The organism is Achromobacter sp. ACM02, assembly GCF_014851605.1.
Taxonomy (GTDB): Bacteria; Pseudomonadota; Gammaproteobacteria; order Burkholderiales; family Burkholderiaceae_B; genus Achromobacter; species Achromobacter aegrifaciens.
On the sequence record NZ_JACUZY010000010.1, the window covers coordinates 26,419 to 45,488 of the forward strand.

The following is a 19,070-nucleotide window of genomic DNA, read 5'->3' on the forward strand; positions in this document are numbered from 1 at the left end:
GGTCGCGGCGTCCCCAGGCGTGGTTTAAGGCGGACTAATCTATGGACTTCACGGTCTGTACGGTCTGGGCGCTCGGGAACAGATTGCTGATGAAGCGGTTCCACCGCACCAGGGCCGCCGTATCCACGAACACCACGTCTTTGGGTTGCAACTCGAACTTCTCCGCCACCGCAAGAGTCTGCGGCGATCCGGCGTTCAGGTGGAACACCAGCGGCGTCGCTTGCTCAGTGCTGCGCACAACGAATATTTGAGACGGATTCGAGGTCAGCTGGTTCGGTCCTCCGGCCAAGCCCAGCGCCTCGGTCAACGACATGCGTCCGTCACGCATCACTGCCGCGGTGGGCAAGGTCACCTCGCCCATCACGAACACCTTGCTGTCATCGCGCGGCGTGACCCTGACGATGTCGCCGGACTTCAGCAGCACCTGGTTCAGGTCTTGGCCACGCTCGATCAGCGCAGGCACGTTCACGCGAGTACGGCGTCCGTCACGGATCACGTAGACTGCGCTGCGATCGCCCGTGGGCAGAATGCCTCCGGCCCTGTTGATCGCTTCCAACAGGGTCATCGGGATATCGTTGATCGCGATTGCGCCCGGCGTCTTCACTTCGCCATCGACGTAAACACGCTTGCTGCGATATCCCAGAACGCGTACGGTGATCTGCGGATCCTGGATGTACTTGCTCGAACTATTCACTATGAGATTGCGCGCCTGAAGTTCCGTCAACCCGGCCACTTTCAGCAATCCCGCATAGGGAAATTGGATATATCCAGTGGATGAAACCGTATAGCCCGGAATGCCCGAGGCGGTGTCTCCAATGGCTAGTTCCGTTACCCCAGTCCCGATGGCGTAGGTTTGCGTCGGAAGGACGAGTTCAGGGTGATCCCACACTACGATCGAGAGGATGTCTCCGGGCCCGATCAGGTACGGCCCGGACTTGCCGTAGAGCTTGTCGACGCCTTCGTTGTCGAGCAATGCCTGGCGCGCGCGCTGGTCTTCAAGCACCAGCGACGGCGTGATTTCCTTGATTACAGCCTTGGAGTTCGGATCCAGCGGATCCGCAAGTTGATTGGCGTCAAAGGTCATACCGGGAGACAAGGCGCAAGCGCCCAGCGAGGACACGAGCGCGATAGCTGCTATGCCTCGGCTCAACGTTCCGAAAAATGTCGTCATGGCAAATCCACTTGTGAATGACTTCGTTGCTTGGAGTGAGCCCGATGCGTAACGGGTTGCGACATTCCACTCTCTTTTCCTAGCCCCGCACATTCGACGGATGTCCTAAGCCTTCTCCTACATCGTTTGGAGGTTTCGGGTGCCTTGCGCACTCAATAAGATTTTGTCGGTAGCCACAAGCTTTGCGGCGGTGCACTGTCTTTGCCTTTCGCACGGCGGCTCCCCACGAACAGGAGTGCGCGATGGACCCGTCCCAAACGGACACGTCGTCTAGATTCAGCGGAGCAAGCTATCTCTATCGCTTGCTCGATGCCGCGATCGTGATCGCCTGCGGCCTGACTGCCACCGGCTTGAAATTCTCGGACGATGCCTTGGCGGATCCTCCGCAGATCCATCTGTTCCTTGTGTATCTGTGCGGCCTGGGCGTGGTCGCCATATTCCCGGCCTTCCGCCTCTATGTATCCTGGCGCGGCCGCCTGCTGACCGACCTGGTCGTGCGCAGCCTGGCGGCCTGGGCGCTGGTGTTCGCGCTGGGCATCTGCATCAGTTTTCTCATGCACCAGACCGCGGCGATATCGCGCATATGGGCGGCTACGTGGTTCGGCATGTCGGCGCTGACGCTGGCCGGCTTACGCATTGCGGTCTACGCGATCCTGGGCGCGGCGCGCGACCGCGGGCTGGACCGCAAGCGCGTACTGCTGGTGGGCTTTGGCGCGCTGGGCCATGACCTGTGGCGCCGCGTCGAGCAATACCGCGGCGCGGGCTACGAAGTGGCGGGCATCTATGCCGAGCCCCATGAGAACCTGCCGCCGCAAGTCCGCCGCCTGCATGACCTGGACGAGCTGCATGGCTTCGTGCATGAGCACAACGTCCGCGAGATCTGGATCGTGCTGCCGATGGAAGCGGGCCAGGAACTGCGCGAAGTCCTCTATCACCTGCGCAACGACCTGGTGGATATCCGCTGGATTCCCGATGTCATGTCGATCCAGCTGCTGGGGCACCGCATCGGCGAATTCCTGGGTCTGCCGGCCATACAGCTCAACAGCCTGCCGGCCGCCGGCGTGCGAGGCTGGGCCAAGGAACTCTTCGACCGCGGCTTCGCCTTCTGCGCGCTGATCGGGCTGTCGCCCGTGATGCTGACGGTGGCGATCCTGGTGAAGGCGACTTCGCGCGGCCCGGTGTTCTTCACCCAGCCTCGGCTGGGCGTGGACGGCAAGGTCTTCCATGTCTACAAGTTCCGCACCATGACAGTGCATCAGGAGCATGGCGTGGTCACCCAGGCCACGCGCAACGATGCCCGCGTCACGCGCATCGGCGGCTTCCTCAGGCGCACCAGCCTGGACGAACTGCCGCAGTTCCTGAATGTGCTGATGGGCGACATGTCGGTGGTGGGTCCGCGTCCGCACGCGCTGGAACACAACGAAATGTACAAGGACCTGGTGCAGCGCTACATGATGCGCCACCGCGTCAAGCCGGGCATCACGGGCTGGGCGCAGGTCAACGGCCTGCGCGGGCAGACGGACACGCTGCGCAAGATGAGCGACCGGGTCGAGTACGACATCTACTACATCCAGCACTGGACGTTCAGGATGGACCTGCAGATCATCGCCCGCACGGCGTTGTCGGGATGGACGGGCCGCAATGTCTACTAAACCCTTGGGATGGCCCGAGCAACGCAAGGCCGCGGCCCGCGACGGCTTGCTGGCGCAGGCGGAGTTCCGCCAGGCGGTAGAGATGTTGCCGCTGGTTTCCATCGACCTGCTGCTGCGCGATGCCGCGGGCCGCTACCTGACCGGCCTGCGGGCCAATCCCCCGGCCCAGGGCGCCTGGTTCGTGCCGGGCGGACGGATCCGCAAGAACGAGACCCTGCACGCCGCGCTGCGGCGCATCGCCCGCGACGAACTGGGCATCCCGGTCAGCGAGCTGGCCTGGACCCCGCGCGGCGTGTACGAACACTTCTATGGCACCAATTTTGCGGGTGAAGCCGGACGCTCCACCCACTACGTCGTCCTCGCCTATGAGGCCGAGCTTTCTTTGGACATTTCCAGCCTGCCCCAGGCCCAGCACCGCAGCTACCGCTGGCTGCCCGCGAAGGCCCTCGCCGCCGATCCCGGCGTGCACCCCTACACCCAGGCCTACTTCAAGGAGTGAGCGCCATGACCAATCCCCCTCCCCCGTACCGGGCAGTCATACTCTGCGGCGGTTCAGGCTCGCGCCTGTGGCCGCTGTCGCGCGAGCTGCTGCCCAAGCAGTTCATCCGTTTGACCGATGACCGCAGCCTGCTGCAGAACACCCTGCTGCGGCTCGGTTCGGCGGATGCGCAGGCCCGGCCCACCCTGGTCTGCAACGACGCGCACCGCTATATCGCGGCGGAGCAGGCGCTGGAGCTGGGCATCAAGGACGTGGAAGTGATCCTGGAGCCTTTCGCGCGCAACACGGCGCCGGCAATCGCCGCGGCCACCCTGCGCGCCATGCGCGACGGCGAGGACCCGGTCATGCTGATCATGCCGTCGGACCACGTGCTGGAAGACGGCGAGGTACTGCGCGCCGCCTTCGCCGAAGCCTACAAGGCCGCCTTGCAAGGCGCCCTGGTGACCTTCGGCATCACGCCCACCGCGCCGCTCAGCGGCTACGGCTACATCCAGGCGGACGAGCCCGGGGTCATGGCCCCCGCCCGCCGCGTGCGCCGTTTCGTTGAAAAGCCCTCGCCCGAGGTGGCGCAGCGCTTCATCGACGATGGCGGCTATTACTGGAACAGCGGCATGTTCGCCTTCCAGGCCTCGGTATTCCTGTCGGAAATGGCGCGCCTGGCGCCCAAGATGCTGGAACAGGTGCAGGCGGCGGTGGCCATCGGACATGGCGAGAATTCGCTTTTCCACCTGGACGGCCCGTCCTTCGAGGCCTGCCCCAGCGATTCCATGGACTACGCCATCATGGAGCGCACCGACAGCGCCGTGGTCATCCCGCTGGCCGCCTCGTGGAGCGATGTGGGCGCCTGGGACGCGGTCTGGGGTATCGCCCAGAAGACGGTGGAAGGCAACTCCACCACCGGCGACGTCATGGTGGAGGATTCGCGCAACTGCCTGATCCACTCCACCAGCCGGCTGGTGGCCTCGGTGGGCCTGGACGACATCGTCGTGATCGAAACCGCCGACGCCGTGCTGGTGGCGCACAAATCGCGCTCGCAGGACGTCAAGCGGCTGGTCGAGATCTTCAAGACGCAGCACCGCTCGGAACTGAACCATCACCGCGAAGTGCAGCGGCCCTGGGGATCCTACGACTCGGTCGGCCAGGGTCCGCGCTACCAGGTCAAGCGGATCACGGTGAAGCCCGGCGCGCGCCTGTCCTCGCAGATGCACCATCACCGGGCCGAGCATTGGATCGTGGTTTCCGGCACGGCGCGCATCTACAACGGCGACAAGCAATACCTGCTGACCGAGAACCAGTCGACCTACATCCCGCTGGGCGAGATCCACAGCCTGGAGAACCCGGGAAAGATCCCGCTGGAAATCATCGAGGTGCAATCGGGCGCCTACCTGGGTGAAGACGACATCGTCAGATTCCAGGACATGTATGGCCGGGTTTGAAAAAGAGGTGCCCCCGCCCTTCTTCAGACCGGGCATGGCCCGGATCTGCCTGCCTCTTGCCGGGCTGTTCTTCGCCGTACTGGTAACGATAGGCAACCTGCCGGGCCTGGCCGCCGAGATGTCGGACGCCTTTGGGGACAAGCGTCTGCATCTTGCGGCTTACGCCTTCCTGACCACGTTGATCTATTTCTCGGTCAACCGGCGCCCGGCGCTGACGGCCTTGGTGGCGATTGCCATGCTGGGTGCGCTGGATGAAGCAATCCAGTCCCTTTTTCCCTATCGACAGGCTGAATTATTAGACCTTTTGGCCGATATCTCAGCGGCTGGTGCAACAGTAATCTCATTGCACATTGGTACCGCAGCCTTCGGCTCCTTTCGTGCAGTCACTAAGTCTTAAGGATACAACCATGCCAAAACGGGCACTGATTACCGGCGTTACTGGCCAAGACGGGGCCTATCTGGCGGAGTTTCTGCTGGCCAAGGGCTATGAGGTCCACGGCATCAAGCGGCGTGCTTCGCTGTTCAATACCGCCCGGATCGACCATCTGTACCAGGATCCGCATGACCAGCCCCGCAATTTCGTGCTGCATCACGGCGACATGACCGACTCTTGCAGCCTGATCCGCATCGTGCAGTCGGTGCAGCCCGACGAGATCTACAACCTGGCCGCCCAAAGCCATGTCGGCGTCTCGTTCGAGGAACCCGAATACACGGCCAACGCCGACGGCCTGGGCACCCTGCGTCTCCTGGAAGCCATCCGCATCCTGAAACTGGAGAACAAGGCCCGCTTCTACCAGGCCTCCACCTCCGAGCTGTATGGCCTGGTGCAAGAGACGCCGCAAAAGGAAACCACGCCGTTCTATCCGCGCAGCCCGTATGCGGCGGCCAAGCTGTACGCCTACTGGATCAGCGTGAATTACCGCGAAGCCTATGGCATGTATGCCTGCAACGGCATCCTGTTCAACCACGAATCGCCCAAGCGCGGCGAGACCTTCGTCACGCGCAAGATCACCCGCGGCCTGGCCCGCATCGTGCTCGGCCTGCAGGAATGCCTGTACCTGGGCAACCTGTCCGCCCTGCGCGACTGGGGCCACGCCCGCGACTACGTCGAAATGCAATGGCTGATGCTGCAGCAGGACACGCCCGAGGACTACGTCATCGCGACCGGCATGCAATACAGCGTGCGCGAATTCATCAATACCGCCGCGCGCGAGCTGGGCATCCTGCTGGCCTGGGAAGGCGAAGGACTGGAAGAGACCGCCACCGTGCTGTTCTCGCCGGTCCATGACGTCAAGCCCGGCCAGGTCATCGTCCGGGTGGATCCGCGCTACTTCCGCCCGACGGAAGTGGAGACCCTGCTGGGCGATCCGACCAAGGCGCGCGAAAAGCTGGGATGGTCGCCCCGCACCTCCTTCGCGCAACTGGTCAAGGAAATGGTCGAGAGCGATCTGCGCGACGCCCGGCGCGATGCGCTGGTCGAGCAGAACGGCTACGAAATCTACGCCTACAAGGAGTAGCACGACATGACGAACCTGGAGCAACGCGTCTTCGTCGCCGGCCACCGCGGCATGGTGGGCGCCGCGATCACCCGCGAGCTGCAACGCCGCGGGTACCGCAACGTGCTGACCCGCGGCCGGGAAGAGCTGGATCTGGAAAACCAGAATCAGGTCAACCGCTTCTTCTCGACCACGCCGGTCGACGTGGTGTACCTGGCCGCGGCCAAGGTGGGCGGCATCCTCGCCAACCAGACGCATCCGGTGGAGTTCCTGTACAAGAACCTGATGATCCAGTGCAACGTGATCCGCGCCGCGTATGCGGCCGGCGTGCGCAAGCTGCTGTTTCTGGGTTCGTCATGCATCTATCCGCGCGAAGCTCCTCAGCCGATCCGCGAGGACGCCTTGCTGACGGGGCCGCTGGAGGCGACCAACGAGCCCTACGCCATCGCCAAGATCGCGGGCCTGAAGCTGTGCGAGGCCTATCAGCGCGAATTCGGCGCGCGCTTCATCTGCGCCATGCCGACCAATCTGTATGGCCAGCATGACAACTACGACCTGCAAAGCAGCCACGTGCTGCCCGCGCTGATCCGCAAATTCCACGAAGGGCGGGAATCTGGCCAGGAAAGCGTGAGCATCTGGGGCACCGGCGCGCCGCTGCGGGAGTTCCTGTACGTGGACGACCTGGCGCAGGCCTGCGTCATGCTGATGGAGCATCCGCAGGCGGAAGGCATCTACAACATCGGCGCCGGGCAGGACATCTCGATCGCCGACCTGGCCAGGCTGGTGGCCCGCGTTGTCGGCTACGAGGGCAACATCGTCTACGACAGCAGCAAGCCCGACGGCACGCCGCGCAAGCTGATGGACTCGGCCCGCATGCAGGCGCTGGGCTGGAAACCGGAGATCTCACTGACGCATGGCATCACGCTGGCCTACGGGCACTTCCTGCGTGAACGCACCCAGCATGCGCTGCCCGTGGCCTGACGGCCTCGCCAGAACCCCTATGCCCACAGGCCCCAGCCATGTTCGGATTCCTGAGGAAACACATCGCCGGCAATGCCTCCTTCTGGGGGCTGGTGGAGTATGGCATCGGCCCCGTCGCGGCGCTGGTGGCCTTGCCCATCCTGTTCCGGCAGCTGGGAACGGTGGGCTTCGGCCAGTACTCGATGATCATCGCCCTGGCCGGCTTCGGCAATGCCGCCAACCTGGGCGCGGCGGTGACGGCGACCAAGCTGGTTTCCGAGCGCATGCACGAACCGGGCGGCGCCTATCGCGCAGCCGGCGTAAGCATGTCGCTGATCGGCTGCGCGCTGGGGGTCGTGACCCTGGCCGCAGTGCTGCTGTGGGGAGTGGTGGGCCTGGGCTGGCCGGCGGCCACCTTCGGCGGCGTGGCGGTGACGATGCTTGCCATGCCCGCCCTGGCCATCTACCTGACGCAGCAATATGACCAACTGTTTTCCGGATGCCTGAAAGGGCGTGAAGACTTCCGCGCCACGGCGCTGTGCGAGGTCTTCAGCCGCACCGGCACGATGGGGCTGGCTTGCGCCACGGCCTGGCTGACGGCCTCCCCCACCTGGACCGGCCTGGCGCAGGCGCTGGGACTCCTGATCGCGGGCAGCGTGAAGATGCGCGTATTCGCGCGCACCTATGGACGCGTCCTGGTGCGCCCGGTGCGCGACCGCGCCGCCATGATGGACGCCTTCCGTTTCTCCCGCTGGTCCTGGCTGAACAGCCTGAGCGCCCTGGCCTTCGGTTCGGTGGACAGGGTGCTGGTCGGCAGTCTCATGGGCCCGGCGGCGCTGGCCATCTACACGGTCGGCGTGCAGGTCGGCCAGATCATCCATACCGCGTCGGTCGCGATCTTCCAGAAGGCCATGCCGCGCGTCACCCGCCTGTCGGTTTCGCCGCCCTATCCGGGCGCCGTCGAACGCGAGATCCGCCGCATGATGCTGTGGAACCTGGCTCTGTCGGCCAGCGCCACGCTGGCGGTGCTGGCGGTCAGTCATCCGCTTCTGAACCTGCTGCTGGGGGACAACGTCGCCAGCGGCCATCTGGGCACCTTCCAGTTGCTGATCGTGGCCTCCGGGCTGCTGTCCTTGAACGCCGCTGCGCACTTTTCCCTGCTGGGCCTGGGCAATTCACGCGCCGTCGCCATCCTGAACGGCCTGGGCGGCCTGGCGATGCTGTGCGTCATGGCGGGACTGGTACACGCGGCGGGGGAACACGCCGCGGCATGGGGCCGCATGGCCTACGCGGCGATCACGCTGGCCGGCGTGGCCCTCGCCATCCGTCAATCCCGCCCAGAATTTCCGGGCGCCTTGCCTGCGGCCACCCGTTAACTCATATGCTGAGGTCCTACATGCGCAAGCGTCATAACGAGTATTCACGTCAGCTCATCGACTTCGTCCGCGAGTTGCGGCCGCCGGCGCCGATTGCCGGCAGCCTGTTGCCGAAAGTGACCATCGTTACCCCCTCGTTCAACCAGGCCCGCTTCCTGGAGCGCACCATCCTGTCCGTGCTGAACCAGGGCTATCCGCGGCTGGAGTACATCATCATCGACGGCGGCTCCACCGACGGCAGCGTGGACATCATCCGCAAGTATGAGCGCTACCTGACGTACTGGGAGAGCACGCCCGACCGCGGCCAGTCGCATGCCATCAACAAGGGCTTCGAACGCGCCACCGGCGACTATGTGGGCTGGCAAAACTCCGACGACCTGTACTTCCCCGGCGCCTTGCGCAAGCTGGGCGCGGCCGCCTCCAAGGGACGCGCGCCCATCGTCAGCGGCAACCTGTTCGTGGCGGACGCCGACAACAAGATCTTCCGCAAGATCCATTACACGCCGGTCAACCGCGGCACGCTGACGGTGGTGAAGGCGTCCATCCCGAACCAGTCCGCGATCTTCCGCCGCGACCTGCTGCAGAAGTACGGGCTCCTGCAGGAGAGCATGCGCTACTGCATGGACCTGGAGCTGTGGAGCCGGCTGCTGCGCGAAGGCAAGAACCTGATCGTCCCGGACGCAATGGGCGTGTACACCGCCCATGACGAAACCAAGACGGCGCTGATGCAGGACGTGCTGCTCGAAGAGCGCGAGCAGATCGTCTCGCGCATCCGCCGCACGGAGCCGGGCCTGGGAAAGCTGTTCGAACTGTCGTGCCGGGCGTCCAAGGTGGCCGCCCACGCACGGCAGGGCGACCTGTCCTATCTGTTCGAAAAGCTGACCACCAGGATTTTCGGACGAGACGACTGGGCTTCGCACTAGCGCCTGTCCATACCGGGAAGAGCCACAATGACCACGCACCGCCGCTTATCGACCCTGCATCTGCTGGGCATGTTCGCCTTCACGGCGCTGGCCCTGAACGACGATCACTTCGTCCTGGGCGTCGGCAGCTTCAAGCTGTCGCCCTTCGATTTCCTGTTCGTCGCCATGCTGGTGGTCAAGATGCTGCGGCTCGCGGATCCCGCGGCCTATGCGCTGCCCCGCGGCATGCTGGGCATGCTGCTGGGAATCCAGTGCGTGTCGGTGATCTATCTGCTTCTGGTGTCGCTGCATCATCCCGGCATCGAGACCGGCGATGTCGCGCGGGACCTGCGCATCGTGTTCTATTTTCTGTGCACGCCCTTTCTTTGCTACAAGGACATCGACAGCCCGGCCGCCTACGCGGTGCTGCAGAAGTACATCGTGGCGGCCTGCCTGGCCGTGGCCACGCTGATGTTGGCCGAACAGCTGCAAGGCTTCAGCGTGGCGAATCCGCTGCGCAACGTGCGGCTGGGCGTATGGGCCATTCCGTTCGGCGTGGTGTCTCTGCTGTACTTCCGGCGCACGCTCAACGTTTCCGGACCCAAGGCTTACGCGCTGACGGTCTATATGCTGCTGGCCCTGGTGTTCTCGCTGAACCGCAGCCAATACCTGCAGCTGGCGATCTCGGTCTTCATCGCCGTGCTGTTGGGCGCGGGTCCCGAGATCCGGCGCCGCGCCGTGCTGGTCTTTGCGCCGGCGGCAGTCGCCGGGGTGCTGGTCTTCGCCGCGATCGGCTACCTGGACGTGCTCACCAATCGCATCTTCAGCGTCGAGCGCCTGGACGAGGACTCCAGCTACGGCGCGCGCGTCCAGGAAATGCAGGGGCAAATGGACTTCTTCGCGGAGAGTCCGGTGTTCGGCAAGGGCGCGGGCTTTCGCAGCTGGGTCATGGGCGAGAACGGCTTCGAGCTGAGCACCTTCGCCCACAACTCCTGGGCCTTCTACCTGATGAAATTCGGGGTGGTCGGCACCATCATGATCATGCTTCCGCCCGTGCTCATTCTGCTGCTCACGCTGTTGCGACGATATGCGCATCCGGGCCTGGAGCTGCACCGGCGATACCTGCTTGCCACCGCGCCTATCTATATCTTCATCGACTCGCTTTCCGGCGGCCTGGCCTATGCGCCCAAGACCGCCTTCACCGGGTTCCTGCTGTGCTATTGCCTGTCGCTCATGCGCAATGCCCAGATCATGCCCGTGCCAGAACAAAGAACGACATCCGCCCCCAGCCACCGCCCGGACGTTGCGCGCCGGACGCCAACTAGAGTGATCCCACATGCCTGATGTCTTGTTTGTCGCGCCAGACCTGCACGGCGGCGTAGGAAGATGTGTCGCCTTCATCGTGGATGCCTTGCCGGAACAAGGGGTGGATTCCGCCTTGTTCCTGCTGCGTTCGCGCATCCGCGAGTATCCCGTATCCAATCCGAAGGTGACCCGGGCGCTCCCTGTCAACGAATCCCCGACCGCGCTGCGGCTGATGCTGCCCGTGGCCTTTTTCAAGCTGCTCATGCAGATCCGGCGCGACAAGCCCGCCATCGTCTGCTCGCACGGCCTCTTGTGCAACATGCTGGTCGTGGCGGCCAAGAAGCTGCTGCGCGGCAAGTTCGCCACCGTCGCCTTCGAACACAGCAGCCCGGCCATCCACTACGGAGCCTCGCGCATGCGGCGCCTGAAATGCTGGCTGGTCAGCCAGACCTACCGGCGCCACGATGCGGTGGTGGGCGTGTCGCGCGGCGTCAAGGAAGACCTGGTCAGCATGTTTCCGCCGCTGCGCGGCAAGGTCCACACCATCTACAACGGCGTGCCGCTGGAAAATGTGCGCGCGCAGGGCGGCCGCGGCGGCGACGACCCCGCGCAGCCCGCCCCCTACCATGTGGTGGCCGTGGGCCGGCTCGAAGCAGTGAAGGATTACGCGACGCTGATCGACGCGGCCGCATTGCTGGATGACCCCGGCATCCGCTTCACCATCCTGGGCGAAGGATCCGAGCATGCCGCCCTGCAAAAACGCATCGATGAGCGCGGCTCGCGCAGCCCGGTCACCCTGGCGGGCCATATCGACAACCCGTTCCCGGTGATTGCGGGCGCCGGCGCATTCGCCCTGACCTCGCTGCGCGAGAGCTTCGGCAATGTGCTGGTGGAAGCGCTGTGCCTGGGCGTGCCAGTCATTTCCACCGACTGTCCCCATGGCCCGGCTGAAATCCTGGATTCCGGCCGCTACGGCCTGCTGGTTCCGGTGGGCGACGCCGCGGCCCTGGCCGAGGCGGTGCGCCGCCTGGCCTATGACGCGGAGATGCGTGAACGGTTTGCCGAGCAAGGCCCGGAACGCGCCGACGCCTTTTCCCTGGAACGGCACTGCCGCAACGTCATCGCCCTCTTCCGCCCGCTGATGCAGCGCGGCACGCCCTGAACAGGACAGCATCATGCAGAAGATACCGGTATCGGTCGTCGTCATGACGAAGAACGAGGAACGCAACATCAACAAGTGCCTGAAGGCGCTGGTCGAATTCGACGAAGTATTCGTGGTGGACTCCAACAGCACCGACGCGACCTGCGCGATGGCGACGGCGCTGGGTGCCAAGGTCTCGAACTTCCAGTGGAACGGCAAGTATCCCAAGAAGAAGCAGTGGTGCCTGGAACAGCTGCCGTTTTCGCACCCCGTGGTGCTGTACGTGGACGCGGACGAAGAGATGACGCCCGGCCTGGCCGCGGAAATACGCAAAGCCCTGCCGCGCTTCGCGGCGGGCGCGGGCGGCGCCTTCGTGCCGTTCGATTACGTCTTCTGCGGCAAGAAGCTGGAACACGGCCACCGCGTGTACAAGCTGGCCCTGTTGGCGCGCGACCGCTCGCGCTTCCTGGACTACGACGATCTCGACGTGGCGCATATGTGGGAGGTCGAAGGCCATTACCAGCCGCAGGTCGAAGGCGAAACCTTCGCCCTGCGCCAGCGCATGGTGCACAACGACCATGATTCGCTGTTCCACTACTTCGACAAGCACAACCGCTATTCCGATTGGGAAGCGAACCTGCGCACCAAGGGCCTGATGAACGATCCGCGCGAGGCCAACGTGGGCGCGCGCGCCCTGCTCAAGCGCATCTTCCAGGCCATGCCGTTCAAGGCGCCCATCTCGTTCCTGCATTCCTACGTGTTCCGCCTGGGCTTCCTGGACGGCAAGGCGGGCTACGACTACGCGGTGGCGCGCGCCATGTACTACTGGCAGATCCGCATCAAGACCGAAGAGATCCAGAAGGCGCGGCAGGCCAGCGCCGCCGCGGCGCGTGACGACGCCGTGGCGGGAGCCGCCAAATGAGCGCCCTGCAACAGCTCGACCGTTTTGCGCTGGCGCCCGGCCAGCGCGGCCGCTCCGCCCTGACGGTGCAGCTCTGGTGGACGGTGCAGGCGACGCTGTTCCGCTGGTCGCCGCAAGTTGCCTATGGCTTTCGCCGCTGGCTGCTGCGGTGCTTTGGCGCACGGGTCGGCCGCAAGGTGCTGATCCGGCCCACAGCCACCGTGACTTATCCATGGAAGGTCGAAATCGGCGACTACGCCTGGATTGGGGACGACGCGGTCATCTACAGCCTGGGTCCCATCCACATCGGCGCCCACGCCGTGGTGTCGCAGCGCAGCTACCTCTGCGCAGCAGACCACGATGCGGCGCAACCCGACTTTCCCTTGCGCGAACGCGCCGTGCGCATCGAGGACGGCGCGTGGGTGGCGACCGACGTGTTCATCGGCCCCGGCGTGACCGTCGGGCGTGAAGCCGTGATCGGCGCACGCAGCTCGGTGTTCCGCAACATGCCGCCCGCCATGGTGTGCCACGGCAACCCATGCCGTCCGATCCGCCCGCGCCAGGCTGGCCCGGCATGAAGATCCTCATCTACGGCATCAACTACGCGCCCGAACTCACCGGCATCGGCAAATACAGCGCCGAACTGGCCGAATGGCTGGCCGCGCGCGGCCACGAAGTCAGCGTGGTGACGGCCCCGCCCTACTATCCGCAGTGGCAGGTGCACGAAGGCTATCGCGCCAGCCGTTACCGCAAGGAAACCCTGCGCGGCGTCACCGTACGCCGCGCGCCGCTCTGGGTTCCCGGACGGCCGGGCGGCCTCAAGCGCCTGATCCACCTGGCCAGCTTCGCCCTGTCCAGCCTGCCCTCGCTGTTGCGCGCGGCCGCCGGGCGGCCGGACATCATCCTGGTGGTGGAGCCCGCGCTCTTCTGCGCGCCCGCCGCCTGGCTGGCGGCGCGGCTTTGCGGCGCCCGCGCCTGGCTGCACATCCAGGACTATGAAGTGGACGCCGCGTTCGAGCTGGGGCTGCTCAAGGGCGCCGGCCTGCGCGCCATGGTGCTCAGGGCCGAACGCTGGCTGATGCGCCGCTTCGACCGCGTGTCGACCATATCCAGCCGCATGCTGGACCTGGCGCGGGCCAAGGGCGTGGACCCGGGCCGCGCGGTGCTGCTGCCCAACTGGATCGATGTCGATGCGATTGCGCCGCGCGCCGGCGGCGGCAACTACCGCGCCGAACTGGGCATTCCGCACGACGCGATCGTTGCGCTTTATTCAGGCAACATGGGCGGCAAGCAGGGCCTGCAGACCCTGGCCGACGTGGCCCGCAGGCTCAGCCGCGAGACGCGCCTGTGGTTCGTCTTCTGCGGCCAGGGTCCTGAACGCGCGCCGCTGCAGCAGCAATGCGAGGGCCTGGCCCGCGTCGTCTTCCTGGACCTGCAGCCTGCCGAACGCCTGGGCGAATTGCTCAATACCGCCGACATCCATCTGCTGCCCCAACGCGCCGGCGCCGCCGACCTGGTGATGCCGTCCAAGCTGACTGGCATGCTGGCCAGCGGCCGGCCCGTGGTGTGCGGTGCCTCGCCCGGCACCGAGCTGGCCGGCGTGGTCGCGCGCTGCGGCCTGCTGACGCCGCCGGAAGACGGAGCGGCCATGGCCGAGGCGGTGCGCAAGCTCAGCTACAACGCGCAGATCCGCGAAACCCTGGGCGCCGCGGCGCGCCAGTATGCGCAGACGCATCTGCACGTGGACAGCGTGCTGGCTGCCGCGGAACAGGAATTCGAAGCGCTGATAGCGGCCAAGGGCAAACATGCGGCCCGCGGCGCGGGCGTTTGAACGTCCGCACGGCGCCGCACAAGCCTGCCGCATCTGCTGCGCGCAGGCCGTCAACGTTGCGATGAGTTCAATTTTCTCTTGGCGGTTGGCGACGGGTTACGCGCACTCGAGACCGATGCTCTTGCATCAAGTCTCTCGCGCTTGACCCATCCTACGCGTCTGGGTCGTGCTTGGCGGGCGCTGCGCCGTTGCCGCTTCTGACCAGTCCCATCTGCACCGCGATGTAGGCTGCCTCGGCCTGGTTACGCGCGTTCAGCTTCCAGTACAGCGTGCGCGCGTGGCTCTTCACGGTGGCCACCGAGATGCCGACCTGCTGGCCGATCTCCCGCATGGTCTTGCCCTGCACCAGCAATTGCAGGATCTCTTCCTGCCGTTGGGTCAGCTCCCTCAGCTCCTGGGTTGGCGGATGCGAGGCGCCCTGAGGTCGGGCCGCGGGCTGCGGATAGCATTCGCCGCCCGCCATGACGAGGCTGACCGCCGCCGCCAGCGCATCGGGGCTGGAGGCCTTGGGCATGTAGCCCGCGACGCCTGCCCGCGCACACGCCGCCATGACGCCCGGGTCCAGCACCGAATAAAGCACCAGCACCAGCCGCGGCATGAAGAACGCCATCGATTGGGACAGGAGTCCGACGTCCTGCTCGGCCAGGCCGCTGCAACCCATCACCAGCAACTCCACCGGGCGGTTGATCGAACTGGACATGGTGAGCAATTGGGCTGGCGAGATGGCCAGAATGTCGTCGGTGTTCCGCGCACGCTCCAGCACATGCTGGATCGCGACACGGAGCAGAGCGTAGTCTTCGATCAGTACGGTTGTCATCCCGGGGGGAACCTTGTGACGCATGGCCCATACACGGTTCCCATGACGCTGGCGCATCATTGCTGCAACGGCAGGCTGCTGGCGTCACCGACCTCACGGGAATCTCGTCCGCGGCACGGAATCGCGATGGCGAGGCGGAGTTGTTCGCCTTCTCGATCCAGTCTTGCGGACACAACCCATGCTATCAGCGGCTACGTTCGCTGAATCTCGTTCAGGAGGATGATTGGTGGAGGAATGCAGCAGCACTGCGACCGCGGATACTGCTGTGTATGAATTAGCCATGATGGCTATGCGCGCTCCCGGCAGCAACGGAACGCCTTCGTTCCAGGCTGCCGGGCAGGCCGCGCAAACCAATCCCGGCTACCCGAGCTTGCGCCCATAAAGCTGCCCGGCATCCACATCCCTGCCGTTCGGTTCATGCCATTCCAAGGTCGCGCCACGCTGCAGCGCCGCGTATACGGCTTCGCCCTTGTTCTTCACATGCAAGCGCTGGTAAAGCGTGCACGCATGCGTTTTGGCCGTGGCCACCGAAATGTTCAACATCCTGCTGACCGTCTTGATCGGATAGCCGCGCGCCAGCAACACCAGGACTTCGTATTGCCGCGGCGTGATCTGCAGCAGCTGCGCGCCGGCGCTGACGGGCATGGAACCCTTGCTGGCAGCGGCATCGTCGGCATCCCTGGCCGGCAAGGCGCAGACCGTTTGCGCGGGAGCCTGCAATGCCTGTTCGCTGGGGAAGCACTGCCCTCCCGCCATGACCAGGCGGATGGCCGCTTCAAGGATTTCCACCGATGCCGTCTTCATGAGGCAACCGTAGACGCTTGCCCCGGGCAACCCTTGTACCGGCATGGGCAGGGGCATGACGTCCGTCAGCAGCAGGATCCGCTTGGGCGTGAGCACGCGCTGGATTTCATGCAGCGCGCTCCACGCTTCGTCGGTATCCACCGGCAATCCATAGATCAACAGGTCGGCGCCCGCGTGCACGCCGTCCGCCTTGGAGATGTCAGCCAAACCCATCCCCTCGATTTCCCACACATCATCCAACTTGCTCAGAATCTGCCACAACCCCAACCGCAGGAGCGGATGGGCTTCAATCAGGACCATCTTGGCCATGGTGTCCTCCCGGTTTTTCGACGGGCCTAGAAGGGATCTTCGCTGTGCTGAAGACTATTTTTTTTCCAACCCTGCGATGCGAGTCCGCAATATTCCGGAATATCTAATGAAGCTGAACCGGAGCATTTGGGCTGGGAGACTTTGGTAGCCAACATAACGGATGGCATGGACCCATCTTATGGTTCGAAATTGTCAAAATCAAGACGTTTCGACTCGATATAATCCGACAAAAACAGAAATCATTCGTTAGCCTTAATCATCATCGTAAATCTGGACGAGACGCGCATCTCATCCATTCCGGCGCTAGGGTTTTCACCAGGAATTCCCCATGAGGAGCTTGCGCTTTCCCTATGGAAGATGCAGGTCCGGCGCGGGTCGCAGGCTAAGGCAGGCCGCTGTTACAGGCGTAAAAAAGCCGCGCCGCGGCATCCGCCGGGCGCGGCCTGGAAGTTCCGGAATCAGGACAATAACTGTCTATATGTTTCCGCGGACACATCAAGCCCGTGCGTCTTTCTCGTAATCGAAATATAGGTAACATTTTTATTTTTGCGTTTCCGGCACGATTTACTCCATATAGGCGAAGTCAAATACCGTATGCCCGCCCTGATGATGCCAATGGTGCATCGAAGCATGACGTTTTCTCAGGAAGCTCGCGTAGTGGATTTCGCCGTCCGTTTCCACATAGGTGGACGGCGTTAGTTCCTCTATCCGGTTCAACGACACGCCCTTGCCGTAGTGGCAGAAGCCCTGGTACTGGGCGCAGCGGATCACCTCTCCGCCAGGCGACACAACGATTCCGGCGTTGCGGGCCCGCATCGGGTTGCGCACGATGGGGTTGCAGGCATGCGGCGTCCACTCGGTCGAGCGCGGCGAATCCGAAAAGAAAGCGAATAATTCGTCGCAATGGCTTTGGCCGTCGGTCCGATCGATATTGGTTAATAACCACCAATATTCGCCGTGTTTGAAAATAATGGTATCGACGGCGGATATATTAGTCATCAAATTTACATCAAGCTCCCATTTGAGCGGAAAATCGGTGCATTTCCAGAGCTCTATACTGCGATTGCCGCAGGTCTCCGGCACCATGTAGGTGACGCCTTCGTGCTCGAATATATATGGGAATGACAGATGGTAGGGCAGGTTCAGGGCCGTGCCCAGCAGGCGGAAAGCCCCGTCGGAGTAGGTCGCAACCGAGATCGTGCCCTTGCGCGAGGTAAAATCGTAATCCTCGAAAAATATATACGGCTTTTTATCCTGGGTATATACAAACGGATCCGCGAAGAATCTTCCCTTGGGCGGCTGCAATACCATGGCCTCGGATACCACCGCCTGCTGCCGGGCAGAAGGAAACATGCCTATCCGCCAGCGCACATTGCGTTTCATGACGCGCCGCACAATCAAATCCGACATTAACCAGGCCTGACGCGCAATATATGCGGCGCTATCCCACTCCACCGGATCCTCGCGCCGCAAGCCGCTCATGATCTGCATGCCCGGCGGCGCAACGCCTTGCTTGACGCGGGCCAGCGCCTGCAGCGCGTCGTACACCATGAAATTGCCCAGGCTGAACGCGCGCGCCTGATTCTTCAACCAGAACACTTCGGTGTTGAAACTGCGCTGGTCCAGCAATTCGTCCTGGTCCTCCCGCGGCCCCACGCGCCAGAGCTTCACCGTGGTGTGATCTTCACGCTGATAGACCTCCCAGAAGCCGGCATAGCGGCTGGTCGCCACCGCAATATCCGAATAACTCAGCTGCCATACGCCCAGCCGCGCCCAGCCCGCCGTTTGTTCGCGGGTGGCAGGCGATGCGCCCAGCGTGATGACCAGGTCCAGGCCCAGCGCCGCAACCTGGCTTTGCACCTCGGCCGCGGGCATGCCAGGCGTCAACGACAGGACGGCAGCCGTATCCGATGACACGCTTTCCCGCATGTCGCGGCACGCAAGCGCCTGCCGCTGCTTTGCCGGCAGCAGCCGCGCTTCCAGGCGCGACAAGGCGCCAAACAACGCGCGCGCACCCAACCGGGGCGCTTTCTCGCCGCCCTCCTCACTCATCACCAGCAAAGCAGCGACTTCAAAATCCTGGCTATGCGTGAGCCAATCCACCATCTCATGCATCCAGCCGGGTTGCTCGTACCCGTCGACCAGCAGTCCCACTCTGTAGGTTTTCATTTCTCCTGCTCCTGTGCCAGGGCTTGTCGGCCTTCCGTCCGTTACGGCGAACGGACTAGGGCCTGTCATTGCGTATTCAGGGGCGCGACAGATTCAACTCCTCGCGCTGATACTGCGGGGTTTTGCGCCTCCCTTCCAGACCACATTCATCCTAGGTCGGCAGTCCGAGGACGAAAGGCTCAAGGTCATGCGCAAACACTAGGAAATCGTTACTCCCTCCGCATGAGTTTCGTCATCCCTCTGGTGGAGATTGGCGAGAATCCGGCCGGTCCTGAACGCGGGACTTGCGGCCCGCTAGTGG

At 64.0% G+C, this 19,070-nt stretch carries 17 protein-coding genes; 13 read left to right on the plus strand and 4 right to left on the minus strand.

The genetic code is table 11. The features are described 5' to 3' along the window. Positions 1 to 34 precede the first annotated feature (34 nt). Positions 35 to 1,171 carry a polysaccharide biosynthesis/export family protein gene (locus IB258_RS25975; protein ID WP_054453063.1) on the minus strand — a complete coding sequence of 379 codons (1,137 nt, stop codon included), beginning with the start codon at positions 1,169 to 1,171 and terminating at the stop codon, positions 35 to 37. Between the two features lie 242 nt (positions 1,172 to 1,413). Between IB258_RS25975 and IB258_RS25980 the strand changes: the two genes are divergently transcribed. From IB258_RS25980 to IB258_RS26040, 13 genes are read left to right on the plus strand one after another with little or no spacing between them, the layout of a single operon-like run. Next, on the plus strand, positions 1,414 to 2,823 hold the full coding sequence (locus IB258_RS25980) for an undecaprenyl-phosphate glucose phosphotransferase (protein WP_054453065.1): 1,410 nt from the start codon (positions 1,414 to 1,416) through the stop codon (positions 2,821 to 2,823). A gap of 46 nt (positions 2,824 to 2,869) precedes the next feature. Further along, a complete protein-coding gene (locus tag IB258_RS25985) occupies positions 2,870 to 3,322 on the plus strand; it encodes a GDP-mannose mannosyl hydrolase (protein WP_054453683.1) in 453 nt (150 codons plus the stop codon). Positions 3,323 to 3,327: 5 nt separating this feature from the next. Further along, a complete protein-coding gene (locus IB258_RS25990; RefSeq protein WP_054453067.1) occupies positions 3,328 to 4,758 on the plus strand; it encodes a mannose-1-phosphate guanylyltransferase/mannose-6-phosphate isomerase in 1,431 nt (476 codons plus the stop codon). A gap of 34 nt (positions 4,759 to 4,792) precedes the next feature. Then, on the plus strand, positions 4,793 to 5,155 hold the full coding sequence (locus IB258_RS25995; protein WP_054453684.1) for a VanZ family protein: 363 nt from the start codon (positions 4,793 to 4,795) through the stop codon (positions 5,153 to 5,155). Positions 5,156 to 5,165: 10 nt separating this feature from the next. Then, positions 5,166 to 6,275, plus strand: coding sequence for a GDP-mannose 4,6-dehydratase (gene gmd, locus IB258_RS26000; RefSeq protein WP_054453069.1), 1,110 nt, complete (start codon positions 5,166 to 5,168; stop codon positions 6,273 to 6,275). Between the two features lie 6 nt (positions 6,276 to 6,281). Then, positions 6,282 to 7,235 carry a GDP-L-fucose synthase gene (locus IB258_RS26005; RefSeq protein WP_054453071.1) on the plus strand — a complete coding sequence of 318 codons (954 nt, stop codon included), beginning with the start codon at positions 6,282 to 6,284 and terminating at the stop codon, positions 7,233 to 7,235. Positions 7,236 to 7,273: 38 nt separating this feature from the next. Next, positions 7,274 to 8,590 (plus strand): oligosaccharide flippase family protein, encoded by a 1,317-nt coding sequence (locus tag IB258_RS26010; RefSeq protein WP_119450029.1) that lies wholly within the window; start codon positions 7,274 to 7,276, stop codon positions 8,588 to 8,590. A 20-nt stretch (positions 8,591 to 8,610) separates the two neighbouring features. After that, positions 8,611 to 9,513 carry a glycosyltransferase family 2 protein gene (locus IB258_RS26015; protein ID WP_054453076.1) on the plus strand — a complete coding sequence of 301 codons (903 nt, stop codon included), beginning with the start codon at positions 8,611 to 8,613 and terminating at the stop codon, positions 9,511 to 9,513. A 27-nt stretch (positions 9,514 to 9,540) separates the two neighbouring features. Beyond that, positions 9,541 to 10,836: an O-antigen ligase family protein gene (locus tag IB258_RS26020; RefSeq protein WP_054453079.1), complete on the plus strand. Its 1,296-nt coding sequence runs from the start codon at positions 9,541 to 9,543 to the stop codon at positions 10,834 to 10,836. After that, the gene (locus IB258_RS26025; RefSeq protein ID WP_054453081.1) at positions 10,829 to 11,959 is read left to right on the plus strand and encodes a glycosyltransferase; all 1,131 of its coding nucleotides are present in this window, start codon (positions 10,829 to 10,831) and stop codon (positions 11,957 to 11,959) included. Before IB258_RS26020 ends, IB258_RS26025 begins: the two co-directional genes overlap by 8 nt. A gap of 13 nt (positions 11,960 to 11,972) precedes the next feature. Next, positions 11,973 to 12,860: a glycosyltransferase family 2 protein gene (locus IB258_RS26030; protein WP_192353383.1), complete on the plus strand. Its 888-nt coding sequence runs from the start codon at positions 11,973 to 11,975 to the stop codon at positions 12,858 to 12,860. Beyond that, positions 12,857 to 13,417: a putative colanic acid biosynthesis acetyltransferase gene (locus IB258_RS26035; RefSeq protein ID WP_054453087.1), complete on the plus strand. Its 561-nt coding sequence runs from the start codon at positions 12,857 to 12,859 to the stop codon at positions 13,415 to 13,417. Before IB258_RS26030 ends, IB258_RS26035 begins: the two co-directional genes overlap by 4 nt. Then, positions 13,414 to 14,670, plus strand: a complete 1,257-nt coding sequence (locus tag IB258_RS26040) for a glycosyltransferase WbuB (RefSeq protein ID WP_054453686.1) — start codon at positions 13,414 to 13,416, stop codon at positions 14,668 to 14,670. Before IB258_RS26035 ends, IB258_RS26040 begins: the two co-directional genes overlap by 4 nt. Positions 14,671 to 14,821: 151 nt before the next feature. On the opposite strand, the gene IB258_RS26045 is transcribed toward IB258_RS26040, so the two are convergent. The 3 genes from IB258_RS26045 to IB258_RS26055 all read right to left on the minus strand — a co-directional run bounded on the left by IB258_RS26045 (position 14,822) and on the right by IB258_RS26055 (position 18,769). Then, positions 14,822 to 15,487, minus strand: a complete 666-nt coding sequence (locus tag IB258_RS26045; protein WP_054453089.1) for a response regulator transcription factor — start codon at positions 15,485 to 15,487, stop codon at positions 14,822 to 14,824. A 360-nt stretch (positions 15,488 to 15,847) separates the two neighbouring features. Next, positions 15,848 to 16,600 carry a response regulator transcription factor gene (locus tag IB258_RS26050; RefSeq protein WP_054453091.1) on the minus strand — a complete coding sequence of 251 codons (753 nt, stop codon included), beginning with the start codon at positions 16,598 to 16,600 and terminating at the stop codon, positions 15,848 to 15,850. A gap of 564 nt (positions 16,601 to 17,164) precedes the next feature. Beyond that, positions 17,165 to 18,769, minus strand: coding sequence for a hypothetical protein (locus IB258_RS26055; protein ID WP_192353384.1), 1,605 nt, complete (start codon positions 18,767 to 18,769; stop codon positions 17,165 to 17,167). Positions 18,770 to 19,070 lie beyond the last annotated feature (301 nt).